Genomic DNA, 24500 nt, shown 5'->3' on the forward strand with positions numbered 1-24500 from the left:
CTCATGGTCCAGAGCCGCGATCGAACTAGCGACCGCACGGATAGGTCGCACGGGGTCGTCTTCTTCGCCGAGGCTTTGCGCCTCGACGCGCAAGGCCGCCTTTCAACTCTGGGGACAGAGTTCCGCGACGCGCATGGGAACGTCGAAACGCGGGGAGGCATGAGCTCATGACACTTCCTACATACCTCTATACTCCCAGTCGCCACGCCGCGTGCACCGATACCGGGCCCCCAACGGGATGGGCGTAGCCGGCAGGGAACGAGCGGTGTGACATCGCGAATCCGGTGGAGGCGTCGGGTCCCAACAACAGGGCTCACGGCGCCCGTAAAGCAGGTTCCGGCGTTCTAGCCGCGTATAGAAGGGCCAGACATGGCCCGGTTTCGTGTGGACCCTTCCGGCTCGTCGGCCTTGATGCCGTTCAGCCTTTCCACCGTCCGCCCTTCGGGGCACGCTGAGGCCCATGACATCAACAGCGCGAGGCCCGGAGGACGACGCGTGTTGCCTGTTCCTCGCCTCGGAGGGTGCGGGGTCGGCGGGCGCGTACCTTCCGACCGGTTACTGGCTCAGCCTGCTCGGTGACGACGTCGCCGAGCACCACGTGGCCCACCTGCACGAGATCCACCACAAGGTCCTCAACGACGACACCAGCTGGGGAACGCTCGTGCACGTCGTCGCTCGCCACCCGGAATGGGCAGCCACCCTTCTGCGGCCGCTGGTCGATGCGTGCCGTCTCGTACACGAGTCCTTCGCGAGCTTCATGTCCGTGTCCCTCGCGCGGACCCGGCACCCTGACGTCGACCAAGTACTTGACCGTTACCCCGCGTACCAGCCATTGGCACGGCGCCTGGGTCGGATGCTCGCGCGTGTCCCAGAAGGGCACCGGGTCGACCTGGCCGCGACCGCGGTGGCTCGGTGGGCAATGTCCGCCCCGGTCATGGACCTGGCGCTCTCCGCGTTCCCCGAGACGCTCTCGCTTGCCGACCTGCCGGCCACCTGGCGACCTGACCATCGGCTCCGGCTGCTGCAACGGCACTGCTCCGACGACATCGTCCTTGCTGCCGTGGGCAGCGCCGACTCCGCGTTCAAATCCGAGCACGGTCTCGGAGTTGACGATCTCGGCATGGACGCGACCGACGCATCCCTGGACCGCGCCTGGGAGACCTGGGAGTACGCGTTTATCACCGCAGTCCTGGCCGCGGACCCGGTGCTCGCTGGCATCGCCACGGCAGGGCCCAACGACCACCTCGCCCCCGCGGACGCGCTCATCACCGCCCTGGCCGGTGCCGGCGTCGACGTGGCCCTGCCACACGCGGTCGAGGAGGCCGCTCTAACCGATGCCGAGTCGGTGCACCGGTTGACCGCGGCAAGCTCGGTGCGCCTACGTCACCCGTACGCGGGCGCGTTGGCGACGATGGTCGCCGACGTCAACCCCGATGACGTCCTCAACCTTTGCGCCGCCTCAGCGACCCCGTACGTCGTCGTCCACGCCCGGCGCCGCACCCAGGTGGCGCGACAGTTCACGTTCGGCTCCGCAGACACCCGGTTCCTGGCCGAACCCAACGACGACCCGATCTTCGCCATCCGCGTCCTGGTCGACGACGACGGAACCGACCTCATCCTGCACGCGGTCATCCCAGACCCAAGCGAGTACAGCTCAGTCATGCAGGCATGGGACCAGCGAGGCATCGCAGTGAACTGCATCGCCGCGAGCTGCTACCTGAGCACCGCGTGGCAGCAGCATTGGTTGCCCACGGTGCTGGCTACACCCACCATCGTCCTGGTCGACACCGGCCTGATGACCATGGTCGGGCCCGGTCGCCTGCTCGGCGACACCGAAGTCGTCCACGCCAACTACCTCGACCTGGCCCACCCTGCCCTCAAGGGTCTGGTCTGGCACGTCGACGAGCAACCCCATGTGATGCTCGCCGTAGGGGACGACCTGACCATCCAGCTCCTCGCGGGGCAACTCACCGACCTGCTCGCAGACCGCCTACTGATGTCTGCATCGGACTGGTCGCAGTGGTCGCAAGCCTTGTCAGCAGTGACCGCATCACTGACGCAGACCGACTCCTTCATCGGCTACGACGGCACCACCGCAGGCTGACGCGTGCCCGGTCCAAGCACTCGCCAACGTCTGCGCAGTGCCGCACACTGATGAGCCCGAGCCCGCGCCCCCGGCCGTGGCTCGCACGCCCACAGGAAGGAGACGGTGAGCAGATGTCGACACCGCCCACCCTTGAGGACGTGCTGACCGGCTTGGCCGTGCCCGACCCGATGGACAGGTCGTGGCTGATCGACGAAATGCTGCCGGCGTTTGGCATCGGCCACGACACCCTGATGGCGCAGACTCTCGAAGACGTCCTGCTGGCTGATGCCCGGACCCACTCATCTAAGCTGGAGGTGAGGCCAGGCGGGTGGACAGTGAACATCGCCGGATCCGTGGCCAAGGCCGTCCTGGCCACCGCCCTGGTCGCAGCCGGCCTTGCCGCCGCGGGCCGCGACGACGTCCCCGCTGAGCTCATCCCTGCCGTCCTTCCGTTGGTCGTCGACCTGGCCAAGGTTCGCCTGGACCGCAAGGAGCGTGCCCTGCTGCTGCCGTTGCGTCTTGCCACCTCCGGGCTCGCGGCAACCCCTGTGCACCCCCAGGTGGTGTACGACCGGCTCGAGCCGGCCGTGCGCGCCCAGTTGAACTACAACGACTTCCTCACGTTCTGCGAACGCCTCATCGCTGCCGGTGAACTCGACGACGGCGGTTACGGCGACATCCAGGCTCGACCCGGCGGCCCCGCCTGGGTGCGAATCACGTTCACCTGAGCGGTGAGCGGGCCCTTGCGCCAGCTCCTGGTCTGGGCGCATGAGTACGCTCGGGTCTCGTGACTGCCGCCTCCAGCGTGCCCCTCAGCCGCGATGTCGCGGGAGCGTTCGCCGTGTTCTGGCATGGCGGCGATGGGCCCAGTCACACCGTCATCTCCCGGGTGTTGACCAGCGCCGGCTACTTCGACGGGTACGAGTACAAGCCGGACGTGCCAGGTCCGAACAAGGCTGAGCGGGTCCTCAGGGCGTTCCGCGAGGCTGAGAAGCGACCTGCCCGCGGCCGCGACCTGCTCGAGGGGCTCCTGTCCGCCTTGCGCGTGGCTGGTCTGGTCGGCACCGGGGACCGGTCCGAGGCGGAGAACACGCTGCGGCGCGCCTTGGGCGGGTCCGGTTGGTATCTCACCGACGAAGGGCAACTACGCCCGTTCCTCGGCGTGGACCTGTCCACCGGCGGTCGAGAAGCCCTAGACGTTCAGGTCGACCGGCTCCGCCGGTCCACGGAGGACCCCGCCCTGCTCATCGGCACCGCGAAGGAAATGCTGGAATCGGTGGCGAAGTTCGTCCTCGAGGAGCTCGGCTACCCCACCCAGGCCAACATGGACTTCAGCCAGCTGTGGCACCTAGCCCGCGAACGCCTGTGGGTCCTGCCGCAGCAGGTTGACCCCGACTTGCCCGGAGCGGCATCCATCCAGGCCATCCACGAGTCCACGTGGAGGATCGCGCAGCACACGAACACCCTACGCAACCTGCAAGGGACCGGTCACGGGCGGACCTTGCCGTCCGGGGTCAGCGAGGAGTTGGCCCTGCTCGTGGTCCGCGAGGCGACATCCGTGGCCGAGTACATGCTCGTCATGCTCGACAAGGCCAAGGGTTGAGCCAACCCGGGCTCCAGAACCACAGGAACAACTGAAGCGAGCCCTCGGAGGCGTCCGTCAGTCGTTCGAGTCGTGGCGTCGCATCCCTGCCAAAAAAGACGCTGCCAGCTCCTGCCACTCCTGCGCAGAGGCGCCCTCCACGTGGATCTCCAGGTACTCCGAAGCGGTCATGCCCCGAGGGTGTCGATTCAGCGGGGCACGGTCATGGTCGTGGAACGGCGACGTGGACTTCAGCTGCCACAGCATGTCCCGCGCCTGGGAGGAGGCTCCCCCGCCGCCGCCGACCTTGAACGTAGGGAACAACTTCGGGTTCCGCGTGGCCGGAGCCCAGTTCCTCCACGCGGAGTAGAACGCGCCCTCCCACTGGTGGTGTGCCCAACGCCACGGGCCAGGGAAGCCTGCCTCAACGAGCCCACCCATGAAGCCTTCGGCACAGTTCCGCAGTCGTTGGGTCTTGGTCATCGGCACACCGTATGCCAGCACCGACTGCCTCGCGGCATACCCCACGGCTGCGGGGCTACTTGGTGGTTAGCGGTAGGAGCGGGTTCCGCGGTCGACGACGAACAGCGACGGTTCCGGCCCATCACCGGCCACCGCGACGAAGCGGGTCCGGCGTAGCGACGCGGCACCCGCATCATGGCCAAGAACGCCGAACACCACACGCTCGGCGAGCGGCTTGGGCGGGCTCACGACGCACGGCACGGCCGCCGCCACCAGGGCGTCGAACACCAACGGGCGCGCACCACGAGAACCGCCCCATGGTGAGCGGTCGCGTCCCACATGGCTGCGGCCGCACCCCAGCCGGCCGCCCGCAACGCCCTGCTCGTCTGGTCCTGGGCGGATATCGGCGGCCGGGTGCGTGCGGCACCCCCAGGTCGGCAACGGTCCCGCGGGGAAGCCGCCGAAGCGGCGAAACGTTACCGAGCCGGCCCACCGGGACGCTTCCTCAACGTCGAACCCAACCCCGTCAACGACCGTGGCCGGCACCATGACCGCATCCCTGGCTCAGGACGCATACCGCACCATCCACCGGGTGGCCCGAGCCAGCCGGAGGAAGGTCGGGTCCAACATCACCGCGTTCGCGGACGTCGCCGCACGCTCTCACTGCCCCATGGCCTCCTGCGGCACCGACCCACCCTCGCAGCAGACCCCACCACAACCAACCCGACATGCCCGCTACCGCCGCCGTCCCGGTCAACACCACGATGGCCAGGAAACCCACCGTCACCGTCGACCGTAGTCACGTAAGGTGAAGAACCGGTCAGACGGGTCGACGAAGGGCCAGTGTTAGCGGGCATCACAGGCGATGACGAGGAGGGTTGCGCGACATGGCGCTGGACCACTACACCGCCGGGCTGCGCTGCCAGGACGTAAACGCTGGCCTGCGCACGTTCGACGCCACCTCCCCGGTCCTGACCCCGATGAAGAAGACGCAGCTCGTCGGGATGGGCGCCGACCTCGCCGCCCTCGTGCGCGACCAGGACCTCATCAGCGACATGGACGCCCTGGAGGCCGTGGCCGCCGCCGAGCTCGACATCCCATCAACGTCCTTCGACGGCGTCCTGACCCTCCTCGAGGACGCCGGCCTGGTCGAGCTCACCCGCAACAAGGCCGGCGTCACCGGCCTGACCAGCCAGGTCCCGTTCTTCCACGACCTGTACGACACCCTCGGCTCCGCGTGGGACGACCGCGCCCCCAGCCAGCTCGAGCAGGAGGTCGTCGCCGTCGTCGACCGACTCGCCCGAAGCCCCCTCGCGGTCGAAGGTCTCACCGAGGTTGTCGGCATCGAGACCTCCGACGTCGACCGCGTCCTCGATCTCGGCACCCAGGCCCAGCTCATCAAGAGCGTCACCAGCGTCGACGGCACCATCCTGTACTCGCCGTACACCGCATTCGAGAACCCGGCCCTTCTCAACGACCTCGCCGCCAAGCACGGGTCCGACCGGCTCGCCGAGGAGTTCGCCCTCCTCAAGGACCGGCAAGGGCTCTCCGTCCGTCCGGACAAGCACCCGCTGCTGTACGACGCCATCGGGCGCGGCCTCATCATCGCCCCCTCGGTCGAGCTGCCCGGCGGTGCCGGCGACCAGCCGTTCGCCACCATGCCGTACACCCTGGACAAGACCCTGCTCATCGGGGAGAAGCCCATCCTCGACAAGGCCCTGGCCATCCTCGCGTGCGTGCGGTGCGGTGAGGAGTTCGGCGGCTTCAACAACCTGTCCAACCCGTGGTTCGCCGTCAACAAGCTCCTCACCGACGGCGCCCTCGAACCGCACTCGTCGTCCTCACGTCAGTACCGGCTCATGCGGAACAAGGGCATCATCGAGTTCGGCCCCGACAAGTACCAGTGGGGTTCCTGGGTCACACCCACCCTGATCGACACCCCAGACAACCGGCGCGCCCTGAAGATCGCCGCCGACCTCCTCGAGATGGGTGAGGCCATGTCCGGACGGCAGGCCGAAGACGCCCGCGACCTGCTGTCCACCGACGCCCGTTACCTCGGCCCGATGAAGACCGTCAAGGCCAACCGCCCCCGTCTGGAACACAAGGAAAGCGAGTACGCCCCCCTCATCGCCGCCGTCATGGGCTACGGAGTGACCACGTGAACGCCGCTCGGAACACCGGCAGCCAGCACCGCAGCCGCCCCGGCGCCCTGACCGGTCGCGGCACCGACCAGGACCTCGACCTCAAGCTCGGCATGCGACGCCTCCTGTGGCGGATGGGCTCCTCAGCCCGCCTCGACGTCCGCCTGCGGGCCTACCTGCCGCAAGCGACCCGAGAGCCAGCCGCCCACGACCTCACCGACCTCGACGTCCTCGGCATCGGGTTCACCCCCGCCGGCCAGATCCACACCACGTTCGCCGACTGTCGCTCCAGCGACAAGCGCGCCATCGAGCGCATGTTCTGGGTCCGTGGCGTCGCCGACTTCGTCGACGCCGACGATGCCTACCTGGTTCGCGGCCACGACGTTCCCGGCGGTGTCCGCACCATGTCCGCGCGCCTCGGCATCGGCATCCTGACCCCCGACGACCTCGCTGCCGCTGAACGGACCATGCCGTCCGCCGTCGACCTCACAGGCCCCCTCGCCATCCTGTTCGACCCCGCTGCCGTCGCCAACCACCTCAACATCGCTGACGGGCTCGACAAGAAGCTCAACAAGCTCACCCAGTACCTCGACTTCGACTACTGGGTGTACGACCCGCACCGCAACATGACCCACCTCGTCGGGCACCTCCAGGGGACCGTCGCCACCCTCGACCCGACCAACCCCGCGCACCGCGCCCTGTTCTACGACATCGCGTGGCACTACACGTACTCCATCGTCCAGACCGTCGCGTTCGTCCGCGCGACCCGCATCAGCGACGTCCCCACTGCCGTCCGCCTGTACGTCGGCGGCGGCGAACTCGCCCTGCGCGAAAAGACCGCCCTTGCCCGGATGCTGTCCAAGGCCGGCCTGCCCGCCGACGCGGACAACGTCGACCCGCCCTACCTCGAACAGCTCACCGAGCTCGTCACCCGGTTCCTCGTCCGACCCAACCGCCTCGCCGACACCCTCCGGTATGCCGAGTACCTCGCCGTATCCGAAGCGAACCGTGTCACCGACACCGTCGGCGCCGCGTTCGGTGACCAGGTCGACCCGGTCGCCGCCAAGCTCCTTGCCGACACGTGCGGCTTTCTGGTCACAGCTGCCTCGCTGCGCCCCGACTTCCGCACCCACGCTCGCGCCCGCCTCGTCCACGACCTCACCGGCGGCGACACCACGCCCCCCACGCCTGGAGCGCCCGAACGCGAACCGAAAGCCGGGTCCGACACCCTGCCGTTCGACCACGCAGACGCAGGGCCCACCCAGGACGCGAGGCTCAAGACGCGCAACTAGGCCGCCGCCATAAGCGGTGACTACCCTGGTCCTCGAGGCCATCCAGCGGGCGCCGCGCACCGCGACGATGGCCTTTCCGCGCCCGCCCGGATAGACCTCTGCACGGTCGACGAGTCGTCGCTCGCACGATGCGCTGGTCTCATGCCCGACCGCAGACACTGGAGGCAATGCCGAAGGGACGCGAGCAGGTCAGGCATGCCCACCTAGGGTGGCCGCCATGGCTACGGTGTCCGGTTCTGGGACTACTGGTCCACCCTGGCGAACGAGGCCACCAGGAATGCGTCGCCAGACCAGTGTCCGCCTCACCGACAGCGCCCTGTCCCGCATCAGCGACGTCTGCGCTCATGAAGGACTGTCCCGCGACGCCCTGCTCTACCGCCTCGTCACCGACCACGTCCACACCCAAGCAGCACTGGACGAGGAATCCCGCCTCGTCCACATCAGCACGGTCATCAGCTGGCCACCACCAGCACCAGGCGCGCGAGGTGGCCAACACGACGGACGCCGTCGTGTCGCCCTACGCCTCGACAAGAACACCATCGACCTCGCCAAAAACACCGGGTTCGTCCTGCCCGGCCAAGCACCGGCACGCGGCCCTAAACACTACAAAGCCCGCAGCCTGACCGACGCCGTCACCACCGCCCTCGCCGTCGCCCACCCCTACGATGAAGCCGGCCTCGAAGACCTCCCCGCAACCCTCACACACCGACAAGCGCTCGCCCTGTGGCGCCTGACCGTCGCCGCCACCAGCACCCGCGCCGAACAACACGCCCTGTACGGCGGCGGCACCATCGCCGACATCCTCCGCGAAGAAGATGTCAGCTGGCACCACCCCTGGCGATTCCAAATCGCCCTCCACCTCGCCCAGCACCTCCTCATCGGACCCAACGCCGCCACCAACCTGGCCATGCTGCACACCCAAGGCCCCGACTTCCACGCCCGCATCCACGACCTCGAGCTCACCGACGACTTCACCGACGACACCTGGCTCGCCGGCGCACCCAACCCGACCGAAGACCTCCAAGGCCGCGGCGGAGCAGCCGTCTGGCGCGCCGAACGCAAAGCTGCCCGCGAACATATTCCCACCTGGTTACGCAGCGCACCCCACCCAGCACCCCACACCGTCCACCAACCCGGGTGGGAACTCACCATCCCCAACGACTGGGTCGGCATCACCTTCCGCACCGGAGACCACGTCCCCGAACACCTCCTGCGCGACATCACCGCCGACCGCGTCCTACGTGTCGACGACGGCTCCCACTTCACCCTCTGGCCCTACCAGGCCGGCAGTCCCGTTCCAGGCTTCGACCACATCCTCAAACCGCTGCTCGGACACGTCCAACCCGCCGTCATCGTCGAGGTCGTCCTGGCCAACACCGAGCAGCTGTTGGCCCACCCCCGCCTACCCGCACCCGTCGCCCACGAGCTCGGGTTCATCACCACCACCGAGCGTGACAACCTCATCACCGCCGCCGCAGACGCAACCAGCCACTCGATCAACGACGCCGCCCTCGCCGACTACACCCTCACCGACTACGAGCGAGACGAACTAGACCGAGCCCGCCACGACCTGACCACGCTCATCGACGTAGCCCGCCAGGTCGGCCTTCGCTTCCGCGTCACCGAACCCAGCTGGACCTGGGAGGTCACGTCCATCGCCGATGAACTAGCAGCCGGTTCCCTCGACGGCAACCGCCTGGAGTACCTCGCAGGCGCCGTGCACAACATCCACGGGTATGCCCTCGAGATCAGCATGCGAGGCGCCTGGTCCACGGCCTTCCACGTCGGCCGGGCCTACCCCGACGACGACTCCTGACCCGGGACTCGACGCCCGCCACACCCGTGCCGTCGACCATCGCGCACGCCGTGTGACATCAACCGTTAGTCCAGGCCTTTATGCGGGCTCGAGGGTGGAACAAACACCACAGCGGCCTCAGGAGGACCGATGAGCTCCACGAACGACCCGTCCACGACCAGCACGCCGACCCCAGATCCCGCCGCCGCCCCCGCCGCCGACGTCGCCGACGTCGGCGCCGACGCCGACGCCGGAGAGCACCCGGGCACCCGCCGGCGCCGCCTCGCGCGCCGCGCCGCGACGACCGTCGCCAAGATCGCCGCGAGCCAGGTCGTCGCGCTCCTGGTCCGGCGCTGGCTCGAGCACCAGGGCTGACCCCCCGCGCCCGCGGCAACCCATGCGAAAACGCCCACATCCGGCAATGCCGGCTGCCACAATCCCGAACGACGCGAGGGGCGCGCCATCGTGACCAGGGGGAACCTGCCGTGACCGGCTACACCGTCGTCGACGTTGAGACCACCGGCCTGTCGCCGGAACATCATGACCGGATCGTCGAAATCGGCGTCGTGTACGTCTCCGACGACGGCGACATCCAGGACCGGTGGTCGACCCTGGTCGACCCACAACGCGATGTCGGCCCGACCCGGATCCACGGCATCAGCGCGACTGACGTCATCGGCGCACCCACTTTCGGTGACCTGGCCCCGTACGTGCTCCGGGCGGTGGCTGGACGCACCATCGTCGCGCACAACACCAGCTTCGACCTGCGGTTCCTCGCCCACGAGATGGTCCGGTCCGGGCTGCCCCTGAACCCGCTGCCGTTGACCGGCGTGTGCACCATGGCCTGGTCCAGCGTGTACCTCAACGCGCCCAGCCGGCGCCTGGTCGACTGCGCCCGCGCCGGCGGCATCACCCTGACCAGCGCACACTCCGCAGCCGCCGACGCCCACGCCACCGCGCAGCTGCTCTCGCACTACCTGAAGGCATCCGGACCGAACCCACCATGGGCGCACACCCTTCCCACCTCACGCGGGTACGTCTGGCCGACCTTCACCGGAACGTACCCGGAGCTGGAGATGGTTCACCGCTCCCAAGTGCACGCCCACGCACGGCACGACGAATGGCTGGACCGCATCGTGTCCAAGATGCCCAGGGCCGCCGACGCCCGCGTCGACGCCTACCTCGCCGTCCTGGAAATGGCCATGCTCGACGGCTTCCTCGCCGAACACGAGAAGGACGAGCTCGTCACCGTCGCTCTGCACCACGGCCTCACGAGAGGGCAGGTTCTCGACATCCACGGCGACTACCTGCGCGCCATGGCCGAGGTCGCCCTCGAAGACGGCGTCGTCACCGCGACCGAACGTGCCAGCCTCGAAGGCGCCGCCGACATCTTCGGCCTGCGCCCCACCGACGTCGTCGCCGCCCTCGACGCCGCCTCCGACACCGCGGGGGGCGGTCAGACCGCCCAAGGAACCCTGACCGCCACCACGCTCACCCTCGTTCCCGGCGACCGCGTCGTCTTCACCGGCGACATGGCCCGCGGGCGCGAGGAGTGGGAAGCCATCGCCCGCCAACACGGGCTACAGCCCGGCGGTGTCACCAAGACCACCAAGGTCGTCATCGCGGCCGACCCGAACTCCCGCAGCGGCAAGGCAGCCAAGGCCCGCACGTACGGCATACCCATCATCACCGAGGAAGCCTTCGACAGGCTCCTGACCGCCTGATCAACCGACCTCACCGGGTGTGAGCCGCCGAGCCCGGCCCGGGCGCGTCGACTTGCGTGGCAGCTACATCCAGGGCGGCACGGGCATCTCACCTGTTCAGAGGAGTGCACCGGCAACGAGGTCCGGCACTGTCCGCCATGTGAAGTACAGTGTGAAACATGGAGGTAGCGGTGGATAGCCCATTCAGCTCTGGCACGCCCGGCAACATTCCGCTGGCCACGCCCACAGCGGAGCGCGTGTTGGCCCAAATCCGTTTTCCACGGTACTCGGACTTTGCCGCCCACGAGGATGAGCGCGCCCGAGCGTTCGCCGGCGCCATGGCCGCCCAGTACCCCCTGTTCCAAATGGGACAAGAGGTCGCGGTCACCATCACCGCCGACGGCGCCACCGAATCCCAGAGCGCAACACGACTGTGGACCCTGAGCAGCGTCGACGAAACCTGGCGAGTCAGCTTCGGCCAGGCGTTCCTGAGCGTCGAAACGTCCGCCTACGACCGCCGCAGCGACTTTGTTGCCCGGTTGACGGCAGCTTGGGACACCTTCAGCAGTATCGCGCGCCCGCCCTACATCGAACGCATGGGCGTCAGGTTCGTGAACCGGATCACCGACCCGGACCACCTGAACAGGCTCGGAGAGCTGTTCCGACCCGAGGTGTGCGGCGTCATGGACGGCCACCCGGAGGGCGCCACCCTGGTCCGCGGCCTCAGCGAGGCTCTCTACCAGCTACACGACGGGCCAGCACTCCAAGCTCGCTGGGGGCTGGTCCCGCCCAACACGGTGCTCGACCCCACCCTGCCGGCCGTGCCCGTCCCCTCATGGCTGCTCGACCTCGACGCCTTCGCCGTCTGGCCACCTGGAACCAACCAGGGCGACAAGGTCGAGGACATCGCAAACGACCTGGCGATGCGCGACTATCAGTTCTTCCGGTGGGCCCTCGGTCCCCGGTTCGACGAGACCTTCGGAGGGGTGCCCGCATGACGACCGGGGTGTATGAGGCAACAACCACGACCGCTGTCAACGCCGGCCGCGGTACAACGTCGACCGCTACCGACGGGGTCGTCGCAGTACTCGCGTCCAGCGTCATCCTCGCGACCGCTTTGACCGGCACGACCGCGACCGCGCCCTGGCGCGACCTTCCCATCTCCGCGACCGCGAACGTGCGAGGCCCATGGACAGGAGCCGTCCCCCTCGAACTGACCCTGCCCGCGGCCCGAACCGGTCAAACGACCGACACGACGACACCAAAGGCCCTGACCGACCAGGACGAAATCCGCTGGGCCAAGGAGCACTCCGGGTTGACCTGGGACCAGCTCGGCAAGGTCATGGGCGTCTCCCGTCGAGCCGTCCACCTGTGGGCCAACGGCGGCCGAATGAACGAAGCGAACGCAACCCTGCTTCGCGAGTTCACGGCAGCCGTCCGAGCCGCTGGCGGCGACAGCCCTGAGCGCACCCGCGCAGCGCTCCTGCGTGTCGAAGCAGGCGGAGTCAGCGTTCTTGACGGATTCCGACGCCGCCACGAGGACACCTCCGGCGCTTGGCAGACCGCGTTCTCGCCCGAAGAGCTCGTGGGCGCCCGACACGACGAGCCCATGACGCTGTCGTGACGTGGCTAGGCCGCCTCATGCCAGGCCGACGCGTCGGCGCAACACGGGCCGGCGACGCCGCCGTAGCACCTCCCCCTGACCTGGCGCCGACCGTCGCGCCACCGCAGCCAGCCGCAGTGGTGAACTGCAACGACTGGCGTCAAGGCGACGTGTTCAGCGTCGCCGACGTGGTCGTCGTCGGCGCCGACGGCGTCCCAGCCCATCGGCCCTGCCCACACGGCGCAGTCGTCGTCAGCCAGTCGTGCGACGCCGCCCAACCTGACCGGCCCTTGGTGCAGGTCTCACCCGTCGTTCACCTCAGCGGAGACAACGCCGCCCAAGCGCATGCGGGCCACCGCCCCCGGTACGCGCCACTGCCGGGCGCTGGGACCCACGCGTTCGCCGACCTGGACGTGGTCACAACACTGGAGAAGGCCAGCATCAGCGAACTGGTCAGAACACCCGCATTGACCACCGACCCCGCCGTCCGGCGGTTCGCCGCAGCGGTCTCGCGCAAGTACGGGCGGTTCGCTTTCCCCGACGACGTCGTCCGGTGCCTACGACCACTGGAGGAAACCCTTCAGTCCAAAGCCGGTAGGCCGGAGTCCCCCATCGGGAAAGTCCTGCAACAGGTGTACATGCTGCGCGTTGAGGTCGCAGGCAACTGGTTCGAAGCGCCGTTCGACCTCACCATCGTCGTCGTCACAACTGCGAGTGCGTTGCCCTTCACCGACCCGGCCACCGACCTGCCAGACCTACCCGACGGACTGCGGCACGACCTCTGGCCCACGACCAAGACTGCCGCTCAAGCCGCCGCTAACATCGCAACCTACCTCGCGGAAGCCACCCCCACCGATGCCGATCGGTACTGGGCCTGGCAATGGCTGGCCCAAGCGTGGGCCCAGCGATGTGTGGATCAGCGCGACAAGCTCGGCCTACACGCCGCAGTCAGGTCCGTCCGCGGCGAAGTTGTCACCGTTCAGGAGTACTCCCTCGACAGAGTGGGTCGAAGCGAGATGCTCGACCTCGACTACCTCTCCGAGCCCCTGCCCCGCCAAGGGACCCCGTAGCGCAACGTCGCTGGCCACCCCGCACCTGAAAGAACCACGATGACGACCACCGACTCGCTCTACTTCGGCCCCCACTCCGTCCGCGTCGAGATCAACGAAGTGTCGCTGCGGCCGGGACCAGGAGCTCACGAACTACGCATTCAGATATTCCTACAAGCCCCGTGGCTGCCCGCTGAACCCGCCGACGCTCGCGCTGTCCTGAGCCTCGACGTCGCTATTGACGTCGAAACAGCGCAGCAACAAGGACCGCTAGGACACACTCATGCCAGCTACAGCGTCCGCCAATACCGGACCAACGAAACGCTCACGGTAGTCCTGACCGACGACCAGCTCCTTGCCCTCGAAGCCCTCGCCAGCCGAGACGGACTACGGCTTCAAATCGACCTCGACGCCACCCTGTTCGAAGCCCAGACTGCACCAACCACCGCGACCACACAGATGCGGCCTCACATCACCCACACCCGATGGCTCGAACTGCTCGACCAAGCTGGAGCCGCAGTCGCCATCACCGTGCGCGTGCCCAGCCCGCTGTCCCACCCTCCCGGAACCAACCACATCCAGGGTGCCCAGACGCCCTCCCTGTCACAAGCCGCACAAAGGCTGCGTCAAGCACGACTAGCCCTGAGAGACGGCGACCACGAACGATGTGTCCAAACATGCCGCGCAGTCCTCGAACACGTCCAAGCGCTTCAGCCACCCACACCGGCCAAACAGCTCAACCCCGCACCCCGCCAGCGAGGCCCCCACCAACGATGGTCCGCGCTCTTCCACGACGCGTACAGCTTATGTAGCGCGGCGACACACGAAGACGGAAACGCGCAGACTTTCGACTGGACCCGCGCCGACGCCCAAGCCGTCCTGGCCCTCACCGCCGCACTACTCGCCCGCACCACGACCACCTGACCCACACCCACCACAGAACCACTCACGCGGGGCGCTCCATGCCCGGCCTCAACGAAGACCGGCAGCGTTCCCGACTTACCGGGTGCGCCGTCAGGTTTCAGCCGTCGCGACTGACCTTCCGATGCGCGCGATGGTGCGACGAACCGACCCGCCACGTCCACGGACGTGGGGGCCGTCTCCGCTATACGCGCTATACGGCGCTATACCGCTGCGGCGAGGCGCTTGGCGTGTAGGGCTATGCACACGGTCGGGTTGTGGGGTGCCTCCCGCCCGACGTCGTCGCCTTGGTTACCGTCCTGGGCACCTGTCACCCGAGCTGCGCGAGGCGATCGCGCAGGAGGCTCATCGTGTGACGGAGCTCGAGGACCCTTTAGCGGTCATTGCGGCGGTGGGGGACGTGTTCGCGTCCTTGGACGATGCTCTGGCGGAGGTGGCGATGCCGCGACTGCGTGCTGTTGCGGAGCTGCGCCGACAGGGGTGGAGTTACGACCGCATTGCGGCGGCGACGCAACTTTCGAAGGGTCGAGTTGCGCAGCTGGCGCGGGAAGCGCGGGCCCGTCGGCTCTGATCCAGCTGGCCTGGCCAGACCACGGTCTGGGGGTGCGCAGCCGCGGCAGAACAGGCGCACCGACGCCTGGGTGAAGAACTTTATCTGAACGGCCCAAGCCCGGCCAAAGCTGCCACGTGGTCCAGCCTGCTCGCCTATGTTCGCCGTGCATAGCGACCAATGGGGGGCCTCGGGCATGACTGACGCAGCGAACGGCGCAGATCGAACCTCCGGAGCAGACGCACGGCCCAAGCGTCGTCCGGCGGGCATTCTGGTGGTCGTGGGCGCTGTCGCCGCCCTCCTAGCGGTTGGTGCCGGCGGCTGGTTCGCGTTCCTGTCGCCGCACGATTCGACCATCAAGATGACAGCGGACACCTCCGCCGCCGCGCCCGGCAAACCCGTCACTGTGGCTGGAAGCGTGACGCCGGCTGTTGCGCACCGCGTCGTCGAACTCGCAGTCGCCACCACTGACGGCGGACCGTTCACCCAGGCAGGAACGGCAACCACTGACGCCTCCGGCCATTTCGAGACGGCGTGGACCCCGGCACGCGCAGGCAAGGTGTGGGTGAAGGCGACCGCCATCGAACTCGGACGCGACCAGGAAGCGCAATCGGCCGCTGCCGCAGTCACCATTCGAACGCCGGCCACCGTCACGATCAAGCTGTCCGACTCCGTCATCCGCACCACCGACAGCGCCACCGTGACCGCCGCCGTCGTTCCCGCCGGGGGCGCCCTCGCCCTCGAGAAGTCCGCCGACGGGAGCACTTGGACTTCGCTGGGCGCGGTCCCGGGCAGCGCTGGGTCAACCTCGGCCAAGCTCTCCGGCCTCACCGGGGGGACCTGGCACCTCCGCGCGACCGCCGCCCAGACCGACACCGCGACCGCGGCCACCAGCAAGGACGCCACCCTGGCCGTGGAGGACTACAAGGCCGCAGGCGCCAAGTACCTCGCCATCGTCGCCAACCCCAACGACGCCATCGGCAAGCTGAACGACCTGCTTGACGCCGGCGCCCCTCTGTCGACCGTCAAGAATCAAGCGGCCGTCATCAGCGCCGGCATGACGCAGGAGGCCGAGGACTTCCGCGCCTACACGGCATGGCCCCGCGCAGTGGCACCCGTCATCGAGCAGCTTGCGAAGGACAGCGTCGTCGACGCCGACCACTACCACCTCATGTCGCAGGCCCACACCATCGAGGAGTGGAACCAGCAGGCCGCTGACGCCAACGCCAACGCCGACGTCGAAGGCGCCGCCGCGGCCCGCGCCCGGGACCTGCTCGGACTGCCCAAGCGCAACCTGCACCCGTAGACCAGCCGCCGCAACACCCTGACCGGTCTGCCTCTGTGACCCGGACAGTGTGACGGTGAAACCGGACGTGACACGAGCCAAGCCCTATCGGGGCACAGATGATGGCGGAACGGTCTGTGGAGCCTAGCGATTGCACTAACACAGGTCACCCGCCGATGGCAGAATGAGGGTGACACAGAGACGGTTCTGGCGCGCCGAGTCCCCTCCCCTTTTCGGTGGACCGGAATCGCCGGGGCGGTCAGGCAGGGGGACATGTGGCGTTAGACCAGCTGGTCGTCGAGCTCATCCGCCCGATGCCGACGGGGCGGTTCGATTTCGACTCCCGCGTCATCGACTCCGACGACGTCGTTCACGTCCTGAACCCGCGCAACCGGCTGCTGGCGCTGTGCGGGCGCATCTGGGACGCGCCGTGGTGGCAGGAGTCGTGGGAGGCGGTGAACTACCCGCGCTGCGAACGGTGCCACGCCGTGCGGGCGGCCGCGGTGGCAGCTCGGGACACCGCGTCCGACGACGCGGTGTGGAAGGAGCCCGCGTGGCGGGTCCTCGACGGCGGTGACGACCTCGGCCGCGTCCACTTGCTCAACCCGGCAGCAGCGACGCAAAGCTTGTGCGGGCGCACTTCGGTCCGGATCGTGGCCCAAGGTTCGTCCTGGATCAGTGGCGACCCGTGTGACACGTGCGACCGGGTCAGGGCTGCGGGACTGGGAGCTCGCCCGTACGCCAAGGCACCGACCGAACCCTCGCCGTCTGGTACGTCGCGCAAGCTCCGCGGGCAAAGTCCGGCCGCGGCCGGCCGCTCCGCGAAGGGGCAGGAGGAGGAGGAGGCTGCCCGGCGGGCGCGACGAGCCCAGACGATGGCGCAGCGCCCTCCCGGCTCACGGCGCGAACGGGCCGAGCGCGAACGTGAACGCACGAAGAAGCTGCGCGCCGCAGCACGGACCGACCGGGCCAGCTCACGGTCCCAGCGCGGCACGAGCGTGCGCACCATCTCCGGCGGCCTGCCGACCCTGGGACGGCGACGCTGAGGCTAGCGCTGCCCACCACGGCGACCGCGGCACCATGGTCGGCGTGCACCCCACCCCTGCGATGAGCGACAACCGCACGTCGACACCGTCAGGCGGGTGGCGTCAACTGTGGGAGCTCGCCAAGCAGGGCGAACGAGCCCTGTACGCCAAGGCGCCCGCGATGCTGCTCATCTTCTGTGTCTGGGGCGTCATCCTCACCGGCGACGTCGTCGTCGGCTACCGGTCCACCCAGGCCCTGCACGACCACGGGCGAACCGCCACCGCAACCGCGGTGCAGCTGCTCATCACCGACAACGGGTGCCGCTCCGCCAGGTGCCTGGCCGGGGTCCGCGCGCGGGTGCCCGGGTACGACGACTGGGTGCGCGTCCGCGACGTGGAGCAGACGCAGCCCATCCCGGACGACGAACCGACCGGGTGGCAGCCCGCAACCGTCGACACCGGGTACACCGCCCCACTGACCGTGCTCGTCCTGGACCTGCCCGGCAGCCGCGTCGACGCCATGGTGAAGGCTGACGTCGACTCCCAACGCGACCCGACTCGGCTGCTCCAGCTGGGCATCGGCGTCGCCATCCTCCTGGCCGTCCTTACCGTGGCGGCCGTGTGGGCCCGCCGGCTGCGCACCGACCTACCCGCGTGGCTGCGCAGGACGCGACGACGACAGCGACCCTCGCCGCACCCCACGACGAACCAGGACCGATAGCTCCCGCCGAAGCTCTGCCACCGGGCTGCCGCAGCGGTTCGCCACGCAGTCTTCGGCGAGTTTGCGGCAAAGTGCGCGCACACGGCGCCCGCGGGAGTAGGTTCCAGCCACCAGTCCGAGCCCGCACGCTCGTGGACTCGGCGTCACTTCATGGGGGGAGAAACACTGTGGTCTTGACCGTTTCACGGCGCCTGGGCGCCATCCTGCTCTCGCGAGCAGCTCGACTGACCTTGGCGGTCGCGTTCCTCGTCGGGCTCGCCGTCACCGCTGCACCCGCACCGCAGGCGGAGGCAGCGACACCGTCGGCAAACGGGTGCAGCTACTGGGTCCGCTTCACGCTCCCGTCCGGGTACCAGATCCCGGCCGGCGGCATCTGTCACCAGATCTACGGCTCCGGCCTGAACGTGACCAGCCAGACCGCGTCGTGGTTCCCGATCCCGTCCGGGCTGCCGATGTGCAACACGCGCATCGACTTCACGTACTACGACCAGTACGGGCGCCTCTTCTACCGGTTCTACGGGACCCTGCACCCCGGCTGCAACAACATCAGTGGGTCGCAGTACCGCGGCCCTGGCAAACTCGCGCAGGGCGGCTTGGCGTGCGCGGTGATCGTGTCCTCGGGCACGGACATCACGCGCCAGTGCCACAACACCTTCGCCTGACCGGCTGAACCCGCGCCGCCCCCGGCGCCGAACTGTGAGCGGCAGGGCGTCCTCAGGCGACGGCAGGTCAGCCGTGCGGTCTGCGGCTTCGGTTTGCTCGAGGTCCGCTTCAGCGACGGTTCCCGCTGGGTCACATCCGGACCGGTGCTGCGAAGGCGCCCCCACCGTGCAGGGGTCTCACGGTGGGGGCGCGGCCCGCGACCGGTCAAGGTGAGGGTCGATGGCGGCGGTCGCTGCACTCGCACGTCAAGGGTGCTGCCCGTGAACCTCGTCACGGCCTCGCGACGAGTGCGGGTTCTAACGACCCGATGACCGGCGCGCTCCAAAGCCCGAACACGACCGAGCGCAGGTCAGGGTCGTCCTCACACACGCCAACAGCCGCCACGCGTTGCCCCGTAGCGCGTAGGTGTGCCGCGCTGACCCACGCAGGTGCCTCGGAACCGACTCGCCTCAAACGCCGGCTCGTGGCCTACTGGCCTGGCCACACCCAGCTGAGTCCGTCACCCAAGTCGACGTTCTCCATCAACAGGTCACCGAGGCACACACCGGTCCACTGCTCGAGTACGGACTCTTCGCCTTCCTCCAAGCGGCCGATTTCGTCGTCGCTCAGCAGCACGACGCGCAGTCCGTGAGGAGCAAACCAGGTGCCGTCCCCGTCATGCACTACGGGCCTCAGAGCGTTTCCCATGAACGCCACCGTTCCGTCCCTGAGGCGATGTGCAACCATCCGGTTGCGTGTTCTGGTCGGTGTGTCTGAAGATCTGCCCTGGACACTTCTGCGCAGGACACTCTGCCTTCTGACCAGGACACTCCTCGTTGCACGGTTCTAAGCGGGACACTCGCCGCCGCTTGTGGGCTGGCGAGTCGCTCTGACCCTTCGCGGCGTACATCTGGACCCGTCGGGTCCGGCACAACGCATGCGAGGCGTTCCTCATACGGAACCCCGTTCCTCCGGTGGGCGGGCGAGTGGTGGGCCTCTTTTAGTGCAAACGCCCCATCTGGTGGGCAACGCCGTCTAGCGTGTTCCGGGGGCTCCACGTGCGCAACGTCGGTTGCGGTGGGTGGGCTCGAAGGGTTCGGTCGAGGGAGGGCGCGATGAGTCAGGCCCCGGCGGGCTGGTACCCGCAAGAGGACGGTCGGCAGCGGTACTGGGATGGGTCTGCGTGGACGGAGCACTTCGCTCCGGGACAGCAGATCGCGGAGCCGGGGCGGGTCCGCGCGGCTGTGCAGGGTGCGGTCCGGTCCGCGGTCAGCACGCCGGTGGACGATGACCCGGACGCGTTGTGGCGGGCGGTAGGCAAGCCCCTGACGGGCCTTGGTGCTGGCCGGTACAAGGTGACAGCGCACTACCTGTTCTTCGAGAAGGGCCTCCTGTCGACGGATGCGCAGCAGGTGCCTATCTCGGCGGTGGTCGACGTGGATGTGCGGCAGTCAATGTCGCAGAAGGCCCGAGGCGTCGGGAACGTCGTGGTGCACGTGCAGCGTGCGCGGGGTGTCGAGGTCGTGACGATGGAGGACATCCCGAACTTCAGGGAGGGACAGCGCATCATCAACGAGACGGCGCACGCAGCCCGGCTGGCTATCCAGCGGCACGCGAACACGCACCGGACGGAGAACACGCACCTCATCGGCCACGTGGGACAGCCGACTGGGGCGCCATTCCAGATGCCCGTGGTGCCCGGCCAAGTCGTTCCGAGCCAGAGCATGGACGCTGTCAGTGCTGCACCGGTTGGGGCCGGTGAGCTGGCTGCTACCCCGGCGCCGCCGGCGGTCGACCCCATCGAGCAGCTGCGGCAGCTCGGTCAGCTGCGGGACGCGGGCATCCTCACCAGCGAGGAGTTCGACGCGAAGAAGTCCGAAATCTTAGCGCGGATGTGAACGAGCAGGCTCCGCCGATGGGCGCCACTCGGACACCGGGTGCGCTGTCTGACGCGTCGCCGGTGCAGGACGGGCGCGTAGAGGACTGGGAGCGGCGTACCGGGCCAGTGCTCATCGGCGCCGCGGTCGTGTTCCTGGGCGCATACGCGTGGCCCATCCTCGACCCGAAGCTGCCGGGATGGGCGGCCGTTGCCTGCACGGCCGTGACGTGGCTGGTTTGGGTCCTGTTCCTGCTCGACCTGGTTCTCCGGGTGTCATGGTCGCAGCGGAGGGCCGCGTTCCTGTGGCGCAACTGGGTGGATGTGGTCACGTTGGCCGTCCCCATGCTTCGCCCCCTGCGGGTGCTGCGAGTGGTGGTCGCGTTGAGCGTCATCACGCGCCGCGGTCAGCCGTTCGCCCGCGGCCGCGTTGTCGCGTCCGTTGCGGCGTCCGTTGCGGTGGTCGCGTTGGTTGCGTCGCTTGCTGTTCTGGATGCGGAGCGGGGAGCTAAGGGGGCGACCATCACCTCGTTTGGTGACGCGACTTGGTGGGCGGCCACCACGGTCACGACGGTCGGGTACGGCGACCGGTACCCGGTGACGGCGCAGGGGCGGCTGGTTGCGGTGGCGCTGATGGTGACCGGTATCGCGCTGCTGGGCGTCGTTACGGCCGCCATCGCGTCGTGGTTCGTGGAGAAGGTCGGTGAGGTTCAGGCGGCAGAGGACCGCACGGCGGTGCAGGTCGCTGAGCTGGCCGAGCAGGTCGCCCAACTTCGGATGCAACTCACCGAGGGCACCGAGCGGGGCGCCTGAGCACGCGGCGAAATGTTGCCACAAGTCGTAGCAACATTGCGCTCGGTGGCTGGTGCTCTGATCGAGGTTTGCCTACGACTTGTAGGGAAACTTGGCTTGAGTGGCCCCGGCGTCGCCATCGAGAGCGCCGGGGTCGGCCTGCTCAAAGGTGACCTGACCGGCATCGTCCGGTCGCGGGCGCTGTCGGAGCGACCAGGTCGAACATCCGGCAGAACCTCGTGTTCGCTCTCGTCTGCAACGCAGCCGGGAGCCCGGTGGCCGTCGGAGTGCTCTACGTGGCGTTCGGGCTGCTGCTCTCGCCAATGATCGCCGCCGCTGCGATGGCCCTGCCCTCCGTCAGCGTCATCGGCAACGCGCTGAGGTTGCGCACCCAACGCCTGTAGCGCCCAGCCTGTGTCGAGGCATACTCAGGTGAGCCTGGCAGTGGCGATTCGAGCGGCGACAAGCGCGCCGGACTGGCCTCTGCCCCGGGAATCAACGGAGGACGTCGGTAGGCGCTGGACAGGTATCGCCTCCCAATCAGGCGGGACCGTACCGCGACAGCCACTCCCACACCGCAGCCAAGCCGTCCTCCGCCGCGTCAGCCTGAACAACCACCCGACGTTCCTCATTCGAGGGCAGCAGCTGCTCCACCACGACCAGGAACCACTGGTCCATGAAGATGCCCGCCACGTGCGACTGGAAGTCAGCGCTCAACGACAAGCACACCGCAGAGAGAAACCCGGCATCGGCCACCGGCCGCGCCCTCAGGACCCTCGACCCCTGCGACAACCGCTGCGTCATTCGAGCCCGCAACTCGACCGCCGCCTGCGCACCCTCCGGTGCGCACGTGCACACCATCGGCAGCTCCACCGTCTCCACCTCGTCACCGCCAGTCACGAAGCACCACCACCTTCCTGCGGCTCGATGCGTGTGATGCTCCGAATGCGCGAACAGATCCGCCACTGCTCCACCGACGGGTCATACGGGTCGTCAAAGAACACCAAACTGCTCCGCCCCACCTCCGGCCACACCCCCACACTCGCAATGGGCACCGTCATGTCGTCGTACGCCATCCGACCCGACCCCGGGCCTGGCTGGCGCCGGTACGTCATCGCATCCAGGTCCCACACGTGCGTCGTCGCCTTCCGCGACGACACCAACCACACCCCACCCATCCCCGGCGCCAGCTTGTCCACTTCCTCCGCGAGTGTATGGCTATACACTCGCGGCTCCCCCGACCGCTCCTCTTCGTCCATGAAGTGACCTTGGCACCCGGCACCGACACCGCCGCCGTGGCGGCGCAAGGTTCGGCGTACGAACTCACCCGGCGCCGTATGACTCACCTGCACCGGTGTCGACGCCGTAGCCTGCGCGGGTGGCCCGCGTGGACGCTGACGACGACACCATCCAACGGTTCGTCGTGCGCCACTACCGGTTCGACCCGGGCCGTCACGAGCGCCGGCATGTCGTCGTCGACGTGTTCGACACCGAGGCCGAGTACCTGGCCGCCATCGAGGCGGTCCGTGCGGGCATCGAGGCCCGGCGCGCAGCAGGTGAGGACGTTGACCCGACCGAGCACGCGTCCGGCATCACGTATGAGCCGGGCGACCGGGCGCGCGCCCCGACCGGGCACCCGCTGCGCCGCATGGTGGAACACGGGGTGAACCCCAGCCTGTACATCAATCCGGAGGACCTGCCCTCGAACATCACGTACGTCGAGGCCAGCGAGCCCCAGCCGGCGTGGGGAAGCGAGCAGGTCGTGGCCGAGCTGTCCGCCGCAAAACGCGAACGCACCGACGGGCCGCGTCGGCGCCGGGCGCAGCTCGGGCCGCACACCGAAGCCGAAACCCTGTACCGCCAGCAAGTGAAGGAGGCGACTCGGCGCTACAACAACCGCGTCCGGGTCGTCGGCGGCGTGTACGTCGTCGTGGTGGCTGCGACGTCGCTGCTGTTTGGCCCACACCTGACCGGAACCGCGCAGCGCGTGTACGCCGTCGCGGTGTTGGCCGGGCTGGTTGTCATCATGGTGTGGATGGGTGTGCTGCTGGTACGGCAGTGGCGCTGGATGTACCGCGGCTACCGGGCCGCCAAGGCGGGGAACCAGGCGCCGCCTGCCCCGTGAACCCGGGGGCGTCAGGCGCCAGCGTCGGGCTGAGCGGGTAGCGCCTGGGCAGCGTGGAGGCTCACCCGTAGACCGGCGAACGCGGCGACACCGACGATGAGGGCAGCGGCAGCAAGGACGGCCGCCGCCGGGAAGCCTGCCCGGGCGGTGTTCCCGGCGCCGGCCAGCAGCGCCAGCTCCATCCACGGCACGGCCACCACGACCGCAGGCCCAACCCAGGCGCGGAGCCGTCGCCGGAACCCGGCTGCGACGAACAGCACCAGCAGGGCGGTCGGGACGGCCCACAGCAGGACTTGGCCGACACCGATGAGCCCGACCGGCCACTGCCGGTAGAACGCGTAGTAAGGGTCGCCGGTCCACCACAGGATGTACGGCCTCGCAGCCACACCGACGAGGACAGCACCAAGGACCACGACGCCCGCGACGGCCAGCACGTCGAACCTAGTCTTGCCAAAACGGGGCGACACCTCGCCCGCCGCGGCGAGGACAGCCAAGAAGCCCAGGACAACGCAGAAGTACAACGGCGGCGCCGACTCGCCCACCACCCCAGCGACCCACGGGGCCGACCACGCCAGCAGCGCGGTCGCCACCATCAGCTGCCTCCCGGCGCGGACCCGCCACGCACCCATGAGCACCAGCGCAAGCAGCCACAGCCCGTACACGACCACCCCGAACCCAGATCGCGTCGGCGCGGCCGGTGCGTACTGGCCTGCGCCCCACACGAATCGGCCCAGCCACGGCAACAGCTCACCCACGACCAGACACCCCAGTGACAGCGCCGCACCGCTGACCGCTGCCACGGCGGCAGTGCGCCGCCGCACATCCAGCGACGCCATCGCCTCAACGCGGG

25 protein-coding genes are annotated in these 24500 nt (G+C 68.6%); 20 read left to right on the forward strand and 5 right to left on the reverse strand.

What is annotated here, in order from left to right; translation table 11 throughout:
* The first annotated feature begins 598 nt into the window (after window positions 1–598).
* From ACYVDO_RS05840 to ACYVDO_RS05850, 3 genes are all read left to right on the forward strand, one after another.
* The gene (locus tag ACYVDO_RS05840; protein ID WP_460933694.1) at window positions 599–2104 is read left to right on the forward strand and encodes a hypothetical protein; all 1506 of its coding nucleotides are present in this window, start codon (window positions 599–601) and stop codon (window positions 2102–2104) included.
* 113 nt (window positions 2105–2217) lie between these two features.
* Complete coding sequence (locus ACYVDO_RS05845; RefSeq protein ID WP_460933696.1) at window positions 2218–2814, forward strand: hypothetical protein; 597 nt, start codon at window positions 2218–2220, stop codon at window positions 2812–2814.
* Between the two features lie 59 nt (window positions 2815–2873).
* Window positions 2874–3689, forward strand: a complete 816-nt coding sequence (locus ACYVDO_RS05850; protein ID WP_460933698.1) for an abortive infection family protein — start codon at window positions 2874–2876, stop codon at window positions 3687–3689.
* A 528-nt stretch (window positions 3690–4217) separates the two neighbouring features.
* Here the strand turns inward: ACYVDO_RS05850 and ACYVDO_RS05855 are convergent.
* Complete coding sequence (locus tag ACYVDO_RS05855; RefSeq protein ID WP_460933700.1) at window positions 4218–4679, reverse strand: hypothetical protein; 462 nt, start codon at window positions 4677–4679, stop codon at window positions 4218–4220.
* A gap of 338 nt (window positions 4680–5017) precedes the next feature.
* On the opposite strand from ACYVDO_RS05855, the gene ACYVDO_RS05860 reads away from it, so the two are divergent.
* The 13 genes from ACYVDO_RS05860 to ACYVDO_RS05920 all read left to right on the forward strand — a co-directional run bounded on the left by ACYVDO_RS05860 (window position 5018) and on the right by ACYVDO_RS05920 (window position 18877).
* Window positions 5018–6292 carry a hypothetical protein gene (locus ACYVDO_RS05860; protein WP_460933702.1) on the forward strand — a complete coding sequence of 425 codons (1275 nt, stop codon included), beginning with the start codon at window positions 5018–5020 and terminating at the stop codon, window positions 6290–6292.
* Entirely contained in the window at window positions 6289–7563 is a 1275-nt protein-coding gene (locus ACYVDO_RS05865) for a hypothetical protein (protein ID WP_460933704.1), read from the forward strand. Before ACYVDO_RS05860 ends, ACYVDO_RS05865 begins: the two co-directional genes overlap by 4 nt.
* A 277-nt stretch (window positions 7564–7840) precedes the next feature.
* Window positions 7841–9379 carry a hypothetical protein gene (locus tag ACYVDO_RS05870; RefSeq protein WP_460933706.1) on the forward strand — a complete coding sequence of 513 codons (1539 nt, stop codon included), beginning with the start codon at window positions 7841–7843 and terminating at the stop codon, window positions 9377–9379.
* 129 nt (window positions 9380–9508) lie between these two features.
* Complete coding sequence (locus ACYVDO_RS05875; protein WP_460933708.1) at window positions 9509–9733, forward strand: hypothetical protein; 225 nt, start codon at window positions 9509–9511, stop codon at window positions 9731–9733.
* A 110-nt stretch (window positions 9734–9843) separates the two neighbouring features.
* A complete protein-coding gene (locus ACYVDO_RS05880; RefSeq protein WP_460933710.1) occupies window positions 9844–11082 on the forward strand; it encodes an exonuclease domain-containing protein in 1239 nt (412 codons plus the stop codon).
* A gap of 158 nt (window positions 11083–11240) precedes the next feature.
* Window positions 11241–12059 (forward strand): TIGR04255 family protein, encoded by an 819-nt coding sequence (locus ACYVDO_RS05885; protein ID WP_460933712.1) that lies wholly within the window; start codon window positions 11241–11243, stop codon window positions 12057–12059.
* Entirely contained in the window at window positions 12056–12685 is a 630-nt protein-coding gene (locus ACYVDO_RS05890) for a helix-turn-helix domain-containing protein (protein WP_460933714.1), read from the forward strand. The genes ACYVDO_RS05885 and ACYVDO_RS05890 overlap by 4 nt, the downstream gene beginning before the upstream one ends.
* 149 nt (window positions 12686–12834) lie before the next feature.
* Window positions 12835–13734, forward strand: a complete 900-nt coding sequence (locus ACYVDO_RS05895; RefSeq protein WP_460933716.1) for a hypothetical protein — start codon at window positions 12835–12837, stop codon at window positions 13732–13734.
* A 39-nt stretch (window positions 13735–13773) separates the two neighbouring features.
* A complete protein-coding gene (locus tag ACYVDO_RS05900; protein WP_460933718.1) occupies window positions 13774–14637 on the forward strand; it encodes a hypothetical protein in 864 nt (287 codons plus the stop codon).
* An 827-nt stretch (window positions 14638–15464) separates the two neighbouring features.
* On the forward strand, window positions 15465–16490 hold the full coding sequence (locus ACYVDO_RS05905) for a hypothetical protein (protein ID WP_460933720.1): 1026 nt from the start codon (window positions 15465–15467) through the stop codon (window positions 16488–16490).
* Window positions 16491–16744: 254 nt separating this feature from the next.
* Complete coding sequence (locus tag ACYVDO_RS05910; protein WP_460933722.1) at window positions 16745–17515, forward strand: hypothetical protein; 771 nt, start codon at window positions 16745–16747, stop codon at window positions 17513–17515.
* A gap of 43 nt (window positions 17516–17558) precedes the next feature.
* Window positions 17559–18215 carry a hypothetical protein gene (locus tag ACYVDO_RS05915; RefSeq protein ID WP_460933724.1) on the forward strand — a complete coding sequence of 219 codons (657 nt, stop codon included), beginning with the start codon at window positions 17559–17561 and terminating at the stop codon, window positions 18213–18215.
* Between the two features lie 173 nt (window positions 18216–18388).
* Entirely contained in the window at window positions 18389–18877 is a 489-nt protein-coding gene (locus ACYVDO_RS05920) for a hypothetical protein (protein WP_460933726.1), read from the forward strand.
* Window positions 18878–19346: 469 nt separating this feature from the next.
* On the opposite strand, the gene ACYVDO_RS05925 is transcribed toward ACYVDO_RS05920, so the two are convergent.
* A complete protein-coding gene (locus ACYVDO_RS05925) occupies window positions 19347–19493 on the reverse strand; it encodes a hypothetical protein (protein ID WP_460933728.1) in 147 nt (48 codons plus the stop codon).
* 479 nt (window positions 19494–19972) lie between these two features.
* Between ACYVDO_RS05925 and ACYVDO_RS05930 the strand changes: the two genes are divergently transcribed.
* The 3 genes from ACYVDO_RS05930 (at window position 19973) to ACYVDO_RS05940 (ending at window position 21929) form a co-directional block, all read left to right on the forward strand.
* Entirely contained in the window at window positions 19973–20755 is a 783-nt protein-coding gene (locus tag ACYVDO_RS05930) for a PH domain-containing protein (RefSeq protein WP_460933730.1), read from the forward strand.
* Between the two features lie 17 nt (window positions 20756–20772).
* Window positions 20773–21546: a potassium channel family protein gene (locus ACYVDO_RS05935; RefSeq protein WP_460933732.1), complete on the forward strand. Its 774-nt coding sequence runs from the start codon at window positions 20773–20775 to the stop codon at window positions 21544–21546.
* Window positions 21547–21764: 218 nt separating this feature from the next.
* Window positions 21765–21929, forward strand: a complete 165-nt coding sequence (locus tag ACYVDO_RS05940) for a hypothetical protein (RefSeq protein WP_460933734.1) — start codon at window positions 21765–21767, stop codon at window positions 21927–21929.
* A 136-nt stretch (window positions 21930–22065) separates the two neighbouring features.
* Here ACYVDO_RS05940 and ACYVDO_RS05945 read toward each other — a convergent pair whose 3' ends face one another.
* Together ACYVDO_RS05945 and ACYVDO_RS05950 are read right to left on the reverse strand one after the other, a co-directional pair.
* Window positions 22066–22425, reverse strand: a complete 360-nt coding sequence (locus ACYVDO_RS05945) for a hypothetical protein (protein WP_460933736.1) — start codon at window positions 22423–22425, stop codon at window positions 22066–22068.
* The gene (locus ACYVDO_RS05950) at window positions 22422–22784 is read right to left on the reverse strand and encodes a hypothetical protein (RefSeq protein ID WP_460933738.1); all 363 of its coding nucleotides are present in this window, start codon (window positions 22782–22784) and stop codon (window positions 22422–22424) included. The genes ACYVDO_RS05945 and ACYVDO_RS05950 overlap by 4 nt, the downstream gene beginning before the upstream one ends.
* A gap of 119 nt (window positions 22785–22903) precedes the next feature.
* On the opposite strand from ACYVDO_RS05950, the gene ACYVDO_RS05955 reads away from it, so the two are divergent.
* Window positions 22904–23650 carry a hypothetical protein gene (locus ACYVDO_RS05955; protein WP_460933740.1) on the forward strand — a complete coding sequence of 249 codons (747 nt, stop codon included), beginning with the start codon at window positions 22904–22906 and terminating at the stop codon, window positions 23648–23650.
* 11 nt (window positions 23651–23661) lie between these two features.
* Here the strand turns inward: ACYVDO_RS05955 and ACYVDO_RS05960 are convergent, their stop codons facing one another.
* A complete protein-coding gene (locus ACYVDO_RS05960; RefSeq protein WP_460933742.1) occupies window positions 23662–24450 on the reverse strand; it encodes a hypothetical protein in 789 nt (262 codons plus the stop codon).
* Window positions 24451–24500 lie beyond the last annotated feature (50 nt).

This window comes from Phycicoccus ginsengisoli, from assembly GCF_054779295.1.

Bases quoted from the DNA above. Each gene is read 5' to 3' on its own strand.
- ACYVDO_RS05870 (WP_460933706.1), top strand. From the start codon at position 7,841: ATGCGTCGCCAGACCAGTGTCCGCCTCACCGACAGCGCCCTGTCCCGC.
- ACYVDO_RS05950 (WP_460933738.1), bottom strand. From the start codon at position 22,784: ATGGACGAAGAGGAGCGGTCGGGGGAGCCGCGAGTGTATAGCCATACA.
- ACYVDO_RS05900 (WP_460933718.1), top strand. From the start codon at position 13,774: ATGACGACCACCGACTCGCTCTACTTCGGCCCCCACTCCGTCCGCGTC.
- ACYVDO_RS05875 (WP_460933708.1), top strand. From the start codon at position 9,509: ATGAGCTCCACGAACGACCCGTCCACGACCAGCACGCCGACCCCAGAT.
- ACYVDO_RS05885 (WP_460933712.1), top strand. From the start codon at position 11,241: ATGGAGGTAGCGGTGGATAGCCCATTCAGCTCTGGCACGCCCGGCAAC.
- ACYVDO_RS05855 (WP_460933700.1), bottom strand. From the start codon at position 4,679: ATGGTGCCGGCCACGGTCGTTGACGGGGTTGGGTTCGACGTTGAGGAA.
- ACYVDO_RS05845 (WP_460933696.1), top strand. From the start codon at position 2,218: ATGTCGACACCGCCCACCCTTGAGGACGTGCTGACCGGCTTGGCCGTG.
- ACYVDO_RS05930 (WP_460933730.1), top strand. From the start codon at position 19,973: ATGAGTCAGGCCCCGGCGGGCTGGTACCCGCAAGAGGACGGTCGGCAG.
- ACYVDO_RS05890 (WP_460933714.1), top strand. From the start codon at position 12,056: ATGACGACCGGGGTGTATGAGGCAACAACCACGACCGCTGTCAACGCC.
- ACYVDO_RS05860 (WP_460933702.1), top strand. From the start codon at position 5,018: ATGGCGCTGGACCACTACACCGCCGGGCTGCGCTGCCAGGACGTAAAC.
- ACYVDO_RS05935 (WP_460933732.1), top strand. From the start codon at position 20,773: ATGGGCGCCACTCGGACACCGGGTGCGCTGTCTGACGCGTCGCCGGTG.